Source organism: Tumebacillus flagellatus (assembly GCF_000714935.1).
Taxonomy (GTDB): domain Bacteria; phylum Bacillota; class Bacilli; order Tumebacillales; family Tumebacillaceae; genus Tumebacillus; species Tumebacillus flagellatus.
This window is the reverse complement of record NZ_JMIR01000019.1, coordinates 1-14,187: the sequence shown is the minus strand read 5'-3', so window position 1 is coordinate 14,187 and position 14,187 is coordinate 1. Positions and strand designations below refer to the sequence as shown.

Here is a 14,187-nt window from a genome sequence, read left to right as displayed (position 1 = left end):
GCACAACCTTGAACAAGTACAGCTACCTTCCGAACACGGAAGCCGACCGCAAAGCCATGCTCGACGTCCTCGGCGTCGATTCTGTGGAAGCCCTGTTCGCCGACATTCCGGACAAAGCGCGCTTTCAGCGTGAACTGAACCTGCCGAAGAAACTGTCGGAACTCGAACTCAACCGCTACTTCAACCAACTGGCGGGCAAGAACGACAACCTCGAAGACAACATCAACTTCCTCGGTGCGGGTGCGTATCAGCACTACATCCCGTCCGTCGTGGACGCGATCATTTCGCGTTCGGAATTCTTCACGGCGTACACCCCGTACCAGCCGGAAATTTCCCAAGGCGTGCTTCAAGCGATCTTCGAGTACCAGACGATCGTCTGCGAACTGACCGGCATGGACGTGTCGAACGCTTCTCTGTACGACGGCCCGACCGCGTTCGGCGAGGCTGCTTTCATGGCTTGCGCGGCGACCCGCCGCAACAAAGTGCTCGTCGCCCGTTCCGTCAACCCGGAATACCGCGAAGTCCTGAAAACCTACGGCTACGGCCAAAACATCGAAGTCGAAGAAATCGCCATCGAAAACGGTGTCGTAGACCTCAACGACTTGAACAACAAACTCGACGACACCATCGCGGGTGTGTTCGTCCAATACCCGAACTTCTTCGGCGGCATCGAAGACCTCCGCAAACTGGCGGACATTGCGCACGCGCAAAAAGCGCTCTTCGTCGTCTCGGTCAACCCGATCGCGATGGGCCTCTTGGAGTCCCCGGGCGTATGCGGCGCGGACATCGTCGTTGGCGAAGGTCAAGCGCTGGGCAACAACATCTCCTTCGGCGGCCCGTACCTCGGGATGCTGGCAACGACGAAAGAACAGATGCGCCGCATCCCGGGCCGCGTCGTGGGTCAAACGACCGACTTGGACGGCCGTCGTGCGTTCGTGTTGACGCTGCAAGCGCGCGAGCAGCACATCCGTCGTGAAAAAGCGACCTCGAACATCTGCTCCAACCAAGCGCTGAATGCGCTGGCAGCGACCGTGTACGTCTCGTACATGGGCAAACAAGGCATGCAAGACGTCGCCAAACTCAACCTGCAAAAAGCGCACTACGCCTACAAGCGTCTGACCGCTCTGCCGAAAGTCCAAGCGCTGTTCACGACTCCGTTCTTCAACGAATTTGCGATCAAACTTGACGCGGACATCACCTATGTGAACCGTCAGTTGCTCGAAGCGGGCATCGTAGGCGGCTACGACCTCGGCTCCACCTATCCGGAGTATGAAAACTGCATGTTGCTCGCGGTCACCGAGCTGCGCACCAAGGAAGACATTGACCTGCTTGTGGAACGACTGGAGGCGATCCTGTAATGCGTCAAGAAAAAGATAAAGCCCTCATCTTCGAACTCTCCGTCCCGGGCCGCGTCTCCTATTCCCTCCCGGAACTGGACGTTGAAGAAATCCCGGTTGACGAACTGATTCCTGCGGAATATGTGCGTCAAACTCCGGCGAACCTGCCCGAGCTCGCGGAGCTTGACCTCGTCCGTCACTTCACGGAGCTTTCCAAGCGCAACCACGGCGTAGACGACGGCTTCTACCCGTTGGGTTCCTGCACCATGAAATACAACCCGAAGCGCAACGAAAAAATGGCACGGATTCCGGGCTTCGCGTCCATCCACCCGCTCCAACCGGCAACCTCCGTTCAAGGCGCACTTGAACTGATGTACAAACTGCAACAAGAGCTGGCGGAAATCACGGGCATGGACGAAGTTTCGTTGCAGCCGGCGGCAGGCGCACACGGCGAATGGACCGGTCTCATGATGATTCGTGCCTACCACGAATCCCGCAACGAAAAGCGCACGACCGTCATCGTACCCGACACCGCGCACGGCACCAACCCGGCGTCGGCAACGGTAGCGGGCTACCGCACGGTCACCGTCAAATCCAACGACAAAGGCGGCGTCGACTTGGACGCGTTGCGTCAAGTCGTCAACTCCGATACAGCTGCGCTGATGTTGACCAACCCGTCGACGTTGGGCCTCTTCGAGGACCAGATCATCGAAATTGCCGAAATCGTCCACGAGGCGGGCGGCCTTCTGTATTACGATGGCGCGAACGCAAACGCAATCCTCGGCTACGCACGCCCGGGCGATATGGGCTTTGACGTTGTGCATCTCAACCTGCACAAAACCTTCACGACGCCGCACGGCGGCGGCGGGCCGGGTTCCGGCCCGGTGGGTGTGAAAGCGGATCTGATCCCGTTCCTCCCGAAACCGCGAGTAGAATACAACGAAAAAACCGAAGAATACGTCCTGAACTGGAACCGCCCGCAATCGATCGGCAAAGTCAAAGGCTTCTGGGGCAACTTCGGCATTAACGTACGGGCGTACTCGTACATTCGGACCATGGGTCCGGACGGTCTCAAGAGAGTCACGGAGGACGCGGTCCTCAACGCGAACTACATGATGAAGCGACTCTCCGAGCATTACGATGTCGCGTACAACCAAATCTGCAAGCACGAATTCGTCCTGAGCGGCAAGCGCCTCAAAAAAGAATTCGGCGTCAAGACCCTGGACGTGGCGAAGCGTTTGCTGGACTTCGGAGTCCATCCGCCGACCATCTACTTCCCGTTGAACGTCGAGGAAGCGATCATGATCGAGCCGACGGAAACCGAGAACAAAGCAACGCTGGACAGCTTCTGCGACACGATGATCCAAATCGCCAAAGAAGCGGAAGAGAACCCGGACCTCGTCAAAAACGCGCCGTACAGCACCAAAGTCAATCGTCTCGACGAGACGACGGCTGCCCGCAGCCCGATTCTTCGATACACCTTCGAAGGCTAAGAAAAAACAAACGCAACAAAAAGAGAGTGCCATGTGGCACTCTCTTTTTTTAAGACCCCGAGAAGGGGGGGAGAGGGGGATGTGGAGAAGCGACTTTGGAATCTTTTTCCTATCCATTGAACGGGTTTACTAAATCAGAAAGAAAAAAATTCCTCAGGAGCGACGGAACATCCCCCCGACGCCCCTGGTCACCACTTAAGCGTCGCCTAAGTGGTCTACGCGTCCGACCTCCAACACGCTCCAGCTTCCATCTTCATTCCGAACGACGCGAGACACAGACGTATTTCCGAGCTTATTCACTCCGGCCCCGTACTCCCCACCGGATATCGAATGAAGGAATGCGTTGATCGTTCCGCCATGACTAACAACCAACACATTACGCCCCGGATGTTGCTCTACAATCTCGTGTACAGCCTTGGATGCCCGAGCAGCCAGCTCCTCGAAAGACTCCAACCCCGGCACCGAGTATTTTTTTCCAGGCCCCCAAAAGTCCGGGTACTTCGCGAGGATTTCATCCCGCGTCCAGCCTTCCAGTTCGCCGTAAGACCGCTCCATTAAACCCTCTAAAACCCTATGCTCAACCCCTGCAGCCTCCGCGACCCGCTCTGCCGTCTTATGAGCTCGCGACAGGTGAGACGAGTACACCACATGAAACGGTTCCTCGCGCAGATGAACAGCTACAGCCTCCGCCTGCGCCAACCCAACCTCAGAAAGGGGGATATCCTGCGACCCTTGCAACCGCAACTCCCGGTTCCAAACCGTCTCCCCATGACGCACCAACGTCACAATCGTTTTTTCACCCAATTCTCTCACACTCCTCCACATCCATCTAGAAACACTTTCCTGTATTGTACTCTGGATTCCTGTATAATGGAATCGAACCCCCGTTTTCAACAACCCTATTTTCTGATACAATGAATCTTGGACTTTTTGGGAGGTTATCCCTATGGCAAAACTGCTCGTTCTGCACGGTCCCAACCTGAACCTGCTCGGCACCCGCGAGCCGGAAGTCTACGGCAAAACGACGCTTGAGCAGATCAACCGCGACCTCACCGCACTCGCCCAGGAATTCGGCGTGGAGATCGACTGCTGCCAGTCGAACCACGAGGGAGCCCTGATCGACCGCATGCAAGAGGCGATGGGCAACACCCACGGCATCATCTTCAACCCGGGCGGGTACACGCACACCAGCGTCGCCCTGCGAGATTGCATTGCGGGCACCTCCATCCCTACGATTGAAGTGCACCTCTCGAACGTCCACGCGCGCGAAGAATTCCGCCATCGTTCGCTGTTGGCGCCGGTCTGCAAAGGCCAGATCACGGGACTTGGAGCGATCGGCTACACGCTCGCTTTCCATGCCTTTCTTGAGGATTTCGCCAAGCGCGGACTGTTGACAACAGAAGACTGAAGACACAGGGAGGAAGTAGGATGGAACAACGACTGACCCGTATGCGCGCGTTGCTTACCAAGCAAGGACTCGACGCGATGATCGTGCTGAGTCCCGTGAACCGCCGCTATCTCAGCGGATTTACCGGTTCGGCAGGCGTGCTGCTCGTAACCCAAGACCAACCGGTGTTTCTGACCGACTTCCGTTACACCCAACAAGCGCAAGCGCAGAGCCCGCACTGCCGAATCGTGGAGTACCCGAACGGCGGCAACCCGAACACCTCCGTGTTTGCGGAATTGCAAGCCCAAGGAGTCAAGCGCCTCGGCTTTGAGAGCGATTTCGTCACCTACAACCAGCACCGCGCGTTCGAGCAAGCCTTCCCAGGCATCGAACTCGTCCCGGCCGCAGGGTTGGTGGATGAACTGCGACTGTACAAGGACGAGAGTGAACTGGCGATCCTGCGCGCCGCCGCCAAAGTCGCGGACGACGCGTTCTCGCACATCCTCACGTTCCTCAAACCCGGCCTCACCGAACGTCAAGTTGCGCTGGAGCTCGAAACCTTCATGCGCAAGGCGGGGGCGGACTCTTCCTCGTTTGACATCATCGTGGCTTCCGGTCACCGCTCGTCCCTGCCGCACGGCCGTGCGAGCGACAAGGTGCTTGAGAAGGGCGATTTTGTAAAAATGGATTTTGGTGCATACTATCAAGGGTATTGCTCCGACCTGACCCGCACCGTTGTGCTGGGCCAGCCGTCGGACAAGCAACGCGAGATCTACGACACCGTGCTGCAAGCCCAACTGCACGCTGTAGCAAACATCCGCGCCGGGATGACCGGCAAGGAAGCGGATTCCCTGGCGCGCGACATCATCGCAGCCAAGGGGTACGGAGACAACTTCGGTCATTCGCTCGGACATGGTCTGGGCATGCTCGTTCACGAGATGCCGTCGCTGTCGCAGTTGCGCGGAGATATGGTGCTTCAGCCGGGCATGGTCGTCACGGTCGAGCCGGGCATCTACCTGCCGGAGTGGGGCGGTGTGCGTATCGAGGATGACATCGTCATCACCGACAACGGCAACGAAGTGCTCACCAAATCCACCAAAGAACTGTTGATCCTCGAGCAGTAATCAATTTTGTGACCATATAGGAGGCTTTTTTCGAAATGAGTATCTCTTCCAACGATCTTCGCCCTGGCGTAACTATTGAGTGGGACGGCGGCCTGTGGCGCGTCCTCGAGTTCTTGCACGTAAAACCGGGCAAGGGCGCAGCGTTCGTCCGTGCGAAGCTGAAAAACATCCGCACCGGCGCTGTTCGTGAAACCACCTTCCGCGCTGGCGAGAAGCTGGAACGCGCACGCGTTGAAACCCGCAAGATGCAATACCTGTACACCGACGGTGAGTACTTCACCTTCATGGACAACGAATCGTTCGAGCAGCTCCAAGTTCCGGCTGCCATGCTCGAAGACGAAACCAAGTACCTGCTTGAGAACATGGAATGCCAAGTCATGATCTACGAAGAACAAGCGATCGGCGTCGAACTGCCGAACACCGTCGTTCTGACCGTGGCAGAAACCGAACCGGGCATCAAGGGCGACACCGCGCAAGGCGGCTCCAAGAACGCGACGATGGAAACCGGCGCAGTAGTCAGCGTCCCGCTCTTCATCGAAGTGGGCGAGAAGCTGATCATCGACACCCGCAACAACGCATACGTATCCCGCGCGTAACAGCATACGTGTTGAGCAAAAACCTCACTGTCACCAGTGGGGTTTTTTGCTGTGGTTGTCGTACTGCGTGTTTCACGGTTTCGGACATGCAGACCCCCTCGTCCGCATAGGTATTAGCAGGACAACCAGAGGGAGGATGGGCGATGTTTAAGGACTCAATTGTCAACGGAATGGCGGGACTCCGGTTTGTTTCCGGGTTGATTGAAGTGTCGGCAGCCCTGCTGATGTTGTACTTCGGCACGGTGCAAAAAGCGGTGATGATCAACGCCGGCCTCGCCTTGGTCGGGCCGACTGTGTTGATCTTGGTCACGACGCTCGGCTTGATCGGCATGGCGGATAAACTGGAGTTCTGGCGGATGCTGGTCGTCATGGGTGGAGTGGGATTGATCCTGTGGGGGGTGCGGGGATAATTTTCCTCCGGCTAGGTCACACTGTTTTTTGTGGAATGCGGCCTAGACAGGAGGAATGTACTGATGAAAGGTGTAAAAGAACGCTTGGCCTATTTGCGAGGTTTGGCCGAAGGGCTGAACGTAGGGCAGAATTCGCCGGAAGGGCGCGTGCTCGTCGAGATGATGGATGTCCTCCAGGCGATGTCCCGATCACTTGACAACTTGGAGCTTACGCAAGCACACCTGGAAGAGTACATCGAGGCGGTCGACGATGACCTGACCGACCTTGAGAACGAATTCTACGACGAGTACGACGAAGACCTCGACGAACTGTTGCTGGATGACGAGGACGAGTATGACGAAGACCTCGACCTGGACTGCTACGACGAAGACGAGGACACCGCGATCGCATACATCGAAGTGAATTGCCCGAACTGCGGCGAGACGGTGTTCGTGGACGAGGACGTGTTCGACGGCGACGAAGTCGTCGAAGTGTTGTGCCCGGAGTGCAACGAAACGGTGCTTGTCAACGATGAATACGAAAACACCGAATTAGTCAGCGACTAAACCGCAACCACACCCAAAAAATCCCCGCTCTCTTCTGCAGAGAGCGGGGATTTTTGCGTTGTGCCTAGCGATAGGCAGGGTGTGGGGGGGAAGCGGGGGTGTTTTTTTTCTTCCAGAAGAACGAGAAGAGGAGGATCATCAGGAGCAGGAAAATGATGAGGAAGGCCACGATCCATTTTGTGACCGTCGTGATGGCATCTGGCACGTCTCTCCCTCCTTACAAACAGCACTCCTTAGTAGTACATGCAGGTGGAGACGATTGTGTGCACCTATTGGACATTTGTCGGTGCGGACGCGGAGGGGTGATCTGACGAATGGCCTGGGTCTTTGGATTCCTTGTGGATCTTGAGGATGTCTTTCATATCGTCATATTTGCTCAAACGCTCTTCGAGCTCCAACTGTTCCAGCGCGGCAAACAGTTCCGGTGTCATGCCGGATTCGCGCTGTGCGTCTTGCTCGATCAGTTTGCGGCAATCGTCACAGCAGTGGCGGCCGTCCATGTTGCGTTTGACAAGTTTGTATTGAGGAGTTCCTTCGAGAACGGAGAACATTGAGCGGCAGAAAAAACAGCGTACATCATAGGAGATCATGCCAATTCGCCTCCAAATAAAGGAATGTATTCCTACCCTTACCGTATCACGCAGCGGTTCTGTTTGCCACGGGGTGCGGGTGGAGGTTCCTGTCAAAAGTGTGAACATCGACTCCTGTAAGTGGGGCTTTTTTCCTATTTTACTTCGATAATATTTACTTCTATTCTGAACGTTGTTATGATATTTCTATAAAACTATTTCGTAGATGAGAGGGGTTAAAAGAAATGACCTATTCAAAATGGCTGAAACCGGCTGCTTATGCATTGCTTGCGTCGGCGCTCATCTTGCCGTCTGCCGCCTATGCGGACGCGAAGCAACCGAAAGCGACGGGTCACATCACCCAGGTTTCCGGAGCGGGTGTGACGTTGCAAGGCGGTGTGGACGCCAACAGCAAAGGCTTTCAATCGGTAGACCTCTCGAAATTCAAAACAAAGCTCAACCGCGACCAGTCGAAAAAACCGACGCTCTCCACCCAACAAGGCATCGCGGCGGCGGACCTCGGCAACCACGACCCGAACAGCGCGATCTATATCGACCTCAACACGCTCTACCAAAACACGATGTCCGCAGCAGGTCAGCAAGACTGGTACTTTGTCTACGTGCCGGATGCAAGCAAATTGACCGCGTTGCTTCCGGCTATGCAGACGGCGGGCGTCAACTACGACGTGCACCTGTTCCATATGAACGACACGACCGGGGCGCTGGAGAACGAACAGTACTCCGCGTTTGGCGCGGGCAATGACGACCAAGTCAGCATGGTGGCGCAACCGGGTTATTACTTCCTGTGCGTGAATTCGGTCCAAGGCTTTGACGCGACCAACCCGTACCTGTTCGAAGTGGTGCAATCGTACGGCTACGACGCGGCAGAACCGGACGACAGCTTCTGGCAGGCGCGTGCGAAGACGTCCGACTTCAGCGTGACCGGCAACCTCGACAACGTGTTTGACCAAGACTGGATTCGCTTCACGCCGGCGGCGAACGAGTACGCCAAATTGACGTTCGACCAGCTCCCGACGGGCTCGAATTACATCGTGCAGGTGTACAGCGCGGGCAGCAACGGAACGTTGAATTCGTTGGGCTATCTCCCGGCGAACGCGGCGGGCAAGTTGGTGTTTGCGGGCGGCACAAACTACTACCTCCGCGTCCTCTCGACGGGCACGGTCAACCCGGCGCAGACGTATCACCTGCAAATCAGCCGTCAATCGTCGTCGATCGCGCTCAACACGATCAACTCCGACCCGAACGTCTCCGGCTACGTGAACTACTATGAGGGATACAAATGGCGCGTGCAGCACTGGATGACCGTCAACGGAACGCTGCGTGACGCGGACGGCCAAGGCATCGGCAACATGCCGGTCAGCTTCGCGGTCGGCGAGCGCTTGGGCACCCAATCCGCAAGCGGCGTCACCGACGCCAACGGCAACTTCTCGATCAATCTCGCGAACATGAACCCGGCTGCGGGGGATTACATGTGGTACGGCCCGGTCAGCTACCACTACTACGACATCATCCCGATGGTGATCGGCTCTGGAATTTCCTCTTCCAGCGAACAGTACTCGACGACCTTGTATCACTACGCGTACTCGATCTACCACCCGTTCTAAGATCGCCAGAAACTCCTCCCGTGCTGGATGCGGGAGGAGTTTTTTCATTTGCAGGGAATCTACTCACTATCCACATTCGGCGATCGACCAAGGAGGACCCCCTCATGTTCCAAACTCCGGGCTATACCCCGTCCAAACCTCATACAGACGGTCCTGCCGCCGTAAAAGGGACGCAACCTCTGACTTCCTCCGCCCGTCTGTTGCAGTTGCAAAAGGCGTACGGCAACCAAGCGGTGCTCCAGTTGATGAAAAAGCGCATCGCCCCTGCTTCTGCTGCACCGCCGATCCAACTGCAAGACGAGGAACAGGAAGACCTCTCCACCTACACCAACACAGTCAAGATCAGCCGCGAAGACGGAGGGAACGATCAAGCCGTCACCGCCGATCTGATTACGATCGGCAGCATCATGTTCCCCGGTTCCTACCGTCCGCCGACCAAAACGGGAGCCAAGCAGAACGCCCATTCCATCTCTTGGACTTTGCTCAAACATTCCTATGCCGCCGCCAAAGGGATGGATGTCGAGACTTTTCTCACCTCATACGCCAAAGTGGATTGGCTTTCGCTTGACGAACAACTAAAGCTTTTGGAGAAAAAAAACCCCGACATCCGTGACGAGTATGTCGAGTTGAACGCCTACCTCGAAAGATATGACGCCGCCTACATGAACAGTCTGATCGCCGCCTCCCATCCGCCCTTGAAGTGGATGGAATTGGTGCAATCGCTGGTGACCGACTTATTTGTCGCGATTCAGTTGGCACCGCTGACGACCCATACCGGCTACAACGGTGACCGTCCCGAATACCACGGGGAAGGCCAATCCAACAAAGACTTCGAAAGTTTTGAATCCTATTTGAAACAAAAAGAACCGCTCCTCCAAGACAACAGCACGCGGGACGCCGCGCTCCTCGAACTGCGCGGTCATGCCAAAAACGTCATGAAGAGCGCCAAACGCTATTGGGATCTCGGTGCCGACCATCCGCACGGGGTCCAAGACCCCGAGGAGATCAAGTACCTGCAAGCGGAATTCCAAAAAATCTTCGGACGTGCTTTTCCGCTGACCCAAAAATACTTCCAACCCGCCGTTCAACATGTTCTTGAAGGCAAACAAGAGGCCGCGTTTGACGACAACCTCATCGTCGTGCCGAACGCCGCCGATGCAGAGAACGCCCCGGCGAACGTTCAAAACCAACCGGTCAACGCGGACAACGGAATGGTCGTCGAAAAGGAAGTTCCGCAGCAAGACAAGTTTCAAGTCCGCATGGGAATGGACTCGACCTCCCCGTTCGTCCAAGTCTTGACAGCCGGTGAATTGCGGTTGGATCACGTGAAGATGTCGGATGATCGCGTATACACCAAGTACTACCGCTCCGGGCAAAAGTCCCACACCGTTTCCTGGGGGCTGATCCGCGATTCATTGATTGCCGAAGCCAAGGGCAAGAACATGGAGGAATTTCTGCTGCTCATGCTCTCCAAGTGGGAGTTTCTCAAAAATCAAGACTGGACCTATTTATTGACCAAACCTTTCCTGCGGGGGAGCCATTATGAAAAAGACCTGAGGAAACAACCGCAAAGCGAAACCCTGGTAAGACACAATCAGGAGAACCAAGAGCGTTTGCAAGACATTCACAACAAAATTGAAGCCAACATCTTGAAAGCAAAAGCATCCCTCGTGGACGTGAAGATGACCGAACTCGCGTGGACGTCGATGTTGCAGAACATGATCAGCGATTATGTGGTGGCGTATAACTCCTCTCCGCTCGCGAGTTACGCAGACGGGGCTGCCGTTTCCAACGGGGAGAAGGATGCCAACACGTACCTCAAACTTTTGGAAGAACACCTCGGTGGCAACGTGGAGGAAGAAGGAGCTCAAGAGGAAGAGGAAGAGGAAGTTCCGGATTCCGTGGACCCGAGCATGCAGATCGAAGAAGATAATGCGTCAGAGGAAGAAGCGGAAGATGTGGAGGAATTGCCCGACTTCTACGATAGCGTTTGGATTCCCAAATTCAAAAACGAATTCGGCAAAAAGAAAAAGAAAAAAGTCTACCGCAACAAATCCTCCGAAAAACGAACCAAAGAACTCGCCAAAAAGCTTGATTCCAAGAAAGTCTTGAGCGAAGTTGAAAAAAACGAAGCGATCAACATCCTAGTCCGACAACAAGCGCTTAAACACCTCGACGTCAAAAAAACCGCCGTGGCAACCGCGCCTCAGGAAGACCAAGAGACTTACTTGGCGATGATTTTCTTTGAATGGGAGAGCGCAATCAAAGCGAAGTACCCGAAGATCTGGGAAACCTACAACAACTTGTTCAGAGGTCACTCCGAAGAGAACAGCGCCAAGATGGGGGAGGTTCGCACCCAATACGAACCGAAACATCAAGCCTCCGCTCTGGACAAAGAAATCTGGAAGACCGAACTCTACCAGCGAAGAGAATACCTGGAAGCTGCGTATCAAGCCCGTCGAGACCCCTCGTATCAACCGGCCACTCCCGCCGCAAAATTGGCGAAGCAAGACTACGAGGCAGGAATTTTGGACGGACGTAACGGTGTGAGGGTTCTGCCGAGGAACCCGCTCATCCAAAACGGTGCACGGGAGACGGGACATCGGGATTATTCCAGCGGCATGTTTGCTTCCGAGAAGCATGCGGCGACGCCGTTCGTGGGAGTTCGCGCAGGGGTGGCGGACTACAACCGCGGCTTCCAAGAAGGACAAGACCCGTTGGTGATGCGCGATGGCACGGAGACCTATGGCTACCTCTACGGTTTCGACACGGCACGTCAAGTGGACAACGGTTTAAAACGCCCTGCCGAAGAGGAACTGGACGACGAGGAATACCGCGAGATCAAGATCCAGAAACTCGACTCCGAGGAGGAAGAGTTCTAACACAGACAATACTTTATGGAAAAAGCTCGTTTCCGCTCCGCCAAGCCCCCGGAAACGGGCTTTTTTTCAAGAGGAAAAAATTAGCGGTTGTGCATGCGGCAGAAGCGTGATATTATAAGTTTCGTTGTTCTGCACGGCATCAAACAAACTTCGATCAAAACTTTATATCGGAATGTAGCGCAGCTTGGTAGCGCGCACGCTTCGGGAGCGTGAGGTCCAGGGTTCGAATCCCTGCATTCCGACCAAAACAGAAAAAGCTCGATCTCTTCGGAGATCGGGCTTTTTCTGTTTAGCGAGGATCGAGAACGTAGGTGAACGGCTGATCGACCAGTTCCAGAAGGCGGTCGCGATCGGCAGGGTCTTGCAGGAGGTGCAGCGTGTTTGCAATGCGGCGCTGCATGACGGGGTACTTCACGTCGTGCTGGGCTTCTGTCAAGGAAAGCGGCACGGTGGCGGCGATTTCATGCGCGCAATCAAACAGCTCGTCTTGCACGAGCGGCTCTGAGGCGAGCGCTTTTGTTTGCAAGAAGCCGCGCATCTCCGCGACCCGGCACAGCAACTCGCGCCAACGCCAGCGGCGGCGGTTGATGTTGCGCTGCTCGAGGGAGAGCTCCGGCAGCGGGTTTTTGGAGAGCAGCGCTTCCGGCGTAGGCCAAGAGTCGGGGCGGAGGCACTCTTTCATTTTTTGCAAACAATATGGGTCGGGCGGAAGTAACTCGATCACTTCGCGAAATCCGGGAATGCGGTTGCGGGCGCTGCTTTCGATGCCCCACGTGGTGTGGAATTGCTGGTTGGCGATGTACGCGGCGAAGTGCGGCAGGATCGTTTCGATTTCCGCGTCGGTGACTTGAAAGTTTGCAAGAATTTCCGCTTTGATCGGGTTCTCCGGGATGTAGGTCTCGTTTTCACCCAGTTGTATGAAGCGTTTGCGGAAGTGCTGCAGAGCTTTTCGCGAGAGACCCGTTTCATGCTGTCCGGTGATCACGGCATAGCGGAATTCGCCGTACTCCGGGTAGGAACCGGTTGAGCCGAATCCGTCGTCGATGATGTTCAGGTCGGAGCGCACGGCAACCAACTCCGCCATGACGTCCTCTTCCAAGCAAGAGACGCTGGCTTCGATTTGGGTCAGCCAGCTGCGTTCTTCCTCCGGCGTGCCCAAGACGCGCGGGTAGACGTCGTAGGTGAGCAAGATGTGGGTCATTTCATGGAAGAAGTTTTGGAACGGATACTTCAGGAACTCGCCTTGGTGGTAGGAGTTCGGGTTTTGGTAGATGCGGCCGTGTTCGGGACGAAACAGCGACAGGCGGCGGGTTTCCAGATCGGCGTAGAGTTCGAGGCCCTCCTGGAAGCTGTGCGCCCAGACCGCTTGGTACGTGGGGCTGAGCAACAGCGCGGTGGAGTGGTTTGTCACTTGCGTCGGCACGTTAAAAAACTGCCCATATGTCTCCGGTTGCAGCGTCAACCACGTCATGCCAAGCGCGAGCGCTTGGTAGAGTTCGAATTCTCCCCGCGCGTTTTGCTCCAAGCAGAAGCGATGCAACGCGTGCAAGGTTTGGATCATCGAGGACGAGTCGAAGTGTCCTCCTCTCTCTGGAAAGAGGGTAAGCGCTCTCTCGAAATCCTCGGTCTGGATATTCTGAAACACATTCAGCCCGTCGACCCAAAGATCGCTTCCGACCCGTGAGTCCAGCCAAGCGGAGGGGTCATGGGCAAGTTGCGAGAGGGAGTGGAACTGTATGAGCAAAGCTTGTTTGTTCATTATAGAAACACCTCGCAGGAGGGAAGTGGAGAAGAGGAAACAGGCACCCGCGGACCGGGTGCCTGTTGTTGTTTGCTTACCAGCAACGGCTGGTGCCGCCGTAAAACACGTCCGGAGTCGGTTTTGCTTTCATCTCCGTGACGATCGCGTGTTGGGTGAGGTTTGCTTTCTTGATTTCTTTTTTCATGAAAATCCCTCCCAGGTTTTATCGGAACACCGAATGTTTAGAAATATTCGACGTCCTTGTGGCAATAGGATAGCGGGGAGGGAGGCTGATCGTCAACGAAAATTTCACCAACGATATTTTACTTAAAAAATAAACAAAACGCGTTTGGTTTGCGTCTATTCCAATAACTAACAGTTGACCATTGCTTCTTCGGTGTGGTATCTTAATACCTGTCGCCGCGAGAGACAAGCGGTTGACGCGAGAGTGATCTCGCCGATTGATCCTTGAAAACT

13 protein-coding genes and 1 tRNA gene are annotated in these 14,187 nt (G+C 55.5%); 10 read left to right on the top strand and 4 right to left on the bottom strand.

Going from position 1 to position 14,187, the window contains the following annotated elements; all coding sequences use genetic code 11:
• The first annotated feature begins 8 nt into the window (after positions 1 to 8).
• Together gcvPA and gcvPB are read left to right on the top strand one after the other, a co-directional pair.
• Positions 9 to 1,358 carry an aminomethyl-transferring glycine dehydrogenase subunit GcvPA gene (gene gcvPA, locus EL26_RS13135; protein ID WP_038089570.1) on the top strand — a complete coding sequence of 450 codons (1,350 nt, stop codon included), beginning with the start codon at positions 9 to 11 and terminating at the stop codon, positions 1,356 to 1,358.
• The gene (gene gcvPB / locus EL26_RS13130) at positions 1,358 to 2,830 is read left to right on the top strand and encodes an aminomethyl-transferring glycine dehydrogenase subunit GcvPB (protein WP_038089566.1); all 1,473 of its coding nucleotides are present in this window, start codon (positions 1,358 to 1,360) and stop codon (positions 2,828 to 2,830) included. The genes gcvPA and gcvPB overlap by 1 nt, the downstream gene beginning before the upstream one ends.
• A 195-nt stretch (positions 2,831 to 3,025) precedes the next feature.
• Here the strand turns inward: gcvPB and EL26_RS13125 are convergent, their stop codons facing one another.
• Positions 3,026 to 3,634, bottom strand: a complete 609-nt coding sequence (locus EL26_RS13125) for a histidine phosphatase family protein (RefSeq protein WP_161780726.1) — start codon at positions 3,632 to 3,634, stop codon at positions 3,026 to 3,028.
• Positions 3,635 to 3,776: 142 nt separating this feature from the next.
• Here EL26_RS13125 and aroQ point away from each other — a divergent pair, with 142 nt between their 5' ends.
• From aroQ to EL26_RS13100, 5 genes are all read left to right on the top strand, one after another.
• On the top strand, positions 3,777 to 4,238 hold the full coding sequence (gene aroQ / locus EL26_RS13120) for a type II 3-dehydroquinate dehydratase (RefSeq protein WP_038089560.1): 462 nt from the start codon (positions 3,777 to 3,779) through the stop codon (positions 4,236 to 4,238).
• A 20-nt stretch (positions 4,239 to 4,258) separates the two neighbouring features.
• Positions 4,259 to 5,341: a M24 family metallopeptidase gene (locus tag EL26_RS13115; RefSeq protein WP_038089557.1), complete on the top strand. Its 1,083-nt coding sequence runs from the start codon at positions 4,259 to 4,261 to the stop codon at positions 5,339 to 5,341.
• Positions 5,342 to 5,376: 35 nt separating this feature from the next.
• A complete protein-coding gene (gene efp / locus EL26_RS13110) occupies positions 5,377 to 5,937 on the top strand; it encodes an elongation factor P (RefSeq protein WP_038089555.1) in 561 nt (186 codons plus the stop codon).
• Positions 5,938 to 6,080: 143 nt separating this feature from the next.
• Positions 6,081 to 6,347 (top strand): YqhV family protein, encoded by a 267-nt coding sequence (locus tag EL26_RS13105; RefSeq protein WP_038089551.1) that lies wholly within the window; start codon positions 6,081 to 6,083, stop codon positions 6,345 to 6,347.
• A gap of 63 nt (positions 6,348 to 6,410) precedes the next feature.
• On the top strand, positions 6,411 to 6,893 hold the full coding sequence (locus tag EL26_RS13100; RefSeq protein ID WP_038089548.1) for a CD1247 N-terminal domain-containing protein: 483 nt from the start codon (positions 6,411 to 6,413) through the stop codon (positions 6,891 to 6,893).
• 64 nt (positions 6,894 to 6,957) lie between these two features.
• Here EL26_RS13100 and EL26_RS25820 read toward each other — a convergent pair whose 3' ends face one another.
• On the bottom strand, positions 6,958 to 7,098 hold the full coding sequence (locus tag EL26_RS25820) for a hypothetical protein (protein ID WP_162835163.1): 141 nt from the start codon (positions 7,096 to 7,098) through the stop codon (positions 6,958 to 6,960).
• A gap of 64 nt (positions 7,099 to 7,162) precedes the next feature.
• Entirely contained in the window at positions 7,163 to 7,483 is a 321-nt protein-coding gene (locus tag EL26_RS25845) for a hypothetical protein (RefSeq protein WP_038089545.1), read from the bottom strand.
• 224 nt (positions 7,484 to 7,707) lie between these two features.
• Between EL26_RS25845 and EL26_RS23805 the strand changes: the two genes are divergently transcribed.
• The 3 genes from EL26_RS23805 (at position 7,708) to EL26_RS13080 (ending at position 12,214) form a co-directional block, all read left to right on the top strand.
• A complete protein-coding gene (locus EL26_RS23805) occupies positions 7,708 to 9,087 on the top strand; it encodes an Ig-like domain-containing protein (protein WP_052036335.1) in 1,380 nt (459 codons plus the stop codon).
• Positions 9,088 to 9,191: 104 nt separating this feature from the next.
• The gene (locus EL26_RS13085; RefSeq protein WP_038089540.1) at positions 9,192 to 11,969 is read left to right on the top strand and encodes a hypothetical protein; all 2,778 of its coding nucleotides are present in this window, start codon (positions 9,192 to 9,194) and stop codon (positions 11,967 to 11,969) included.
• 168 nt (positions 11,970 to 12,137) lie between these two features.
• Positions 12,138 to 12,214: transfer RNA gene (locus EL26_RS13080), tRNA-Pro, on the top strand.
• Positions 12,215 to 12,258: 44 nt separating this feature from the next.
• Here EL26_RS13080 and EL26_RS13075 read toward each other — a convergent pair.
• Positions 12,259 to 13,530, bottom strand: a complete 1,272-nt coding sequence (locus tag EL26_RS13075; RefSeq protein WP_052036334.1) for a hypothetical protein — start codon at positions 13,528 to 13,530, stop codon at positions 12,259 to 12,261.
• Positions 13,531 to 14,187 lie beyond the last annotated feature (657 nt).

Bases quoted from the DNA above. Each gene is read 5' to 3' on its own strand.
- gcvPB (WP_038089566.1), top strand. From the start codon at position 1,358: ATGCGTCAAGAAAAAGATAAAGCCCTCATCTTCGAACTCTCCGTCCCG.
- aroQ (WP_038089560.1), top strand. From the start codon at position 3,777: ATGGCAAAACTGCTCGTTCTGCACGGTCCCAACCTGAACCTGCTCGGC.
- EL26_RS13115 (WP_038089557.1), top strand. From the start codon at position 4,259: ATGGAACAACGACTGACCCGTATGCGCGCGTTGCTTACCAAGCAAGGA.
- efp (WP_038089555.1), top strand. From the start codon at position 5,377: ATGAGTATCTCTTCCAACGATCTTCGCCCTGGCGTAACTATTGAGTGG.
- EL26_RS13105 (WP_038089551.1), top strand. From the start codon at position 6,081: ATGTTTAAGGACTCAATTGTCAACGGAATGGCGGGACTCCGGTTTGTT.
- EL26_RS13100 (WP_038089548.1), top strand. From the start codon at position 6,411: ATGAAAGGTGTAAAAGAACGCTTGGCCTATTTGCGAGGTTTGGCCGAA.
- EL26_RS25845 (WP_038089545.1), bottom strand. From the start codon at position 7,483: ATGATCTCCTATGATGTACGCTGTTTTTTCTGCCGCTCAATGTTCTCC.
- EL26_RS23805 (WP_052036335.1), top strand. From the start codon at position 7,708: ATGACCTATTCAAAATGGCTGAAACCGGCTGCTTATGCATTGCTTGCG.
- EL26_RS13085 (WP_038089540.1), top strand. From the start codon at position 9,192: ATGTTCCAAACTCCGGGCTATACCCCGTCCAAACCTCATACAGACGGT.
- EL26_RS13075 (WP_052036334.1), bottom strand. From the start codon at position 13,530: ATGATCCAAACCTTGCACGCGTTGCATCGCTTCTGCTTGGAGCAAAAC.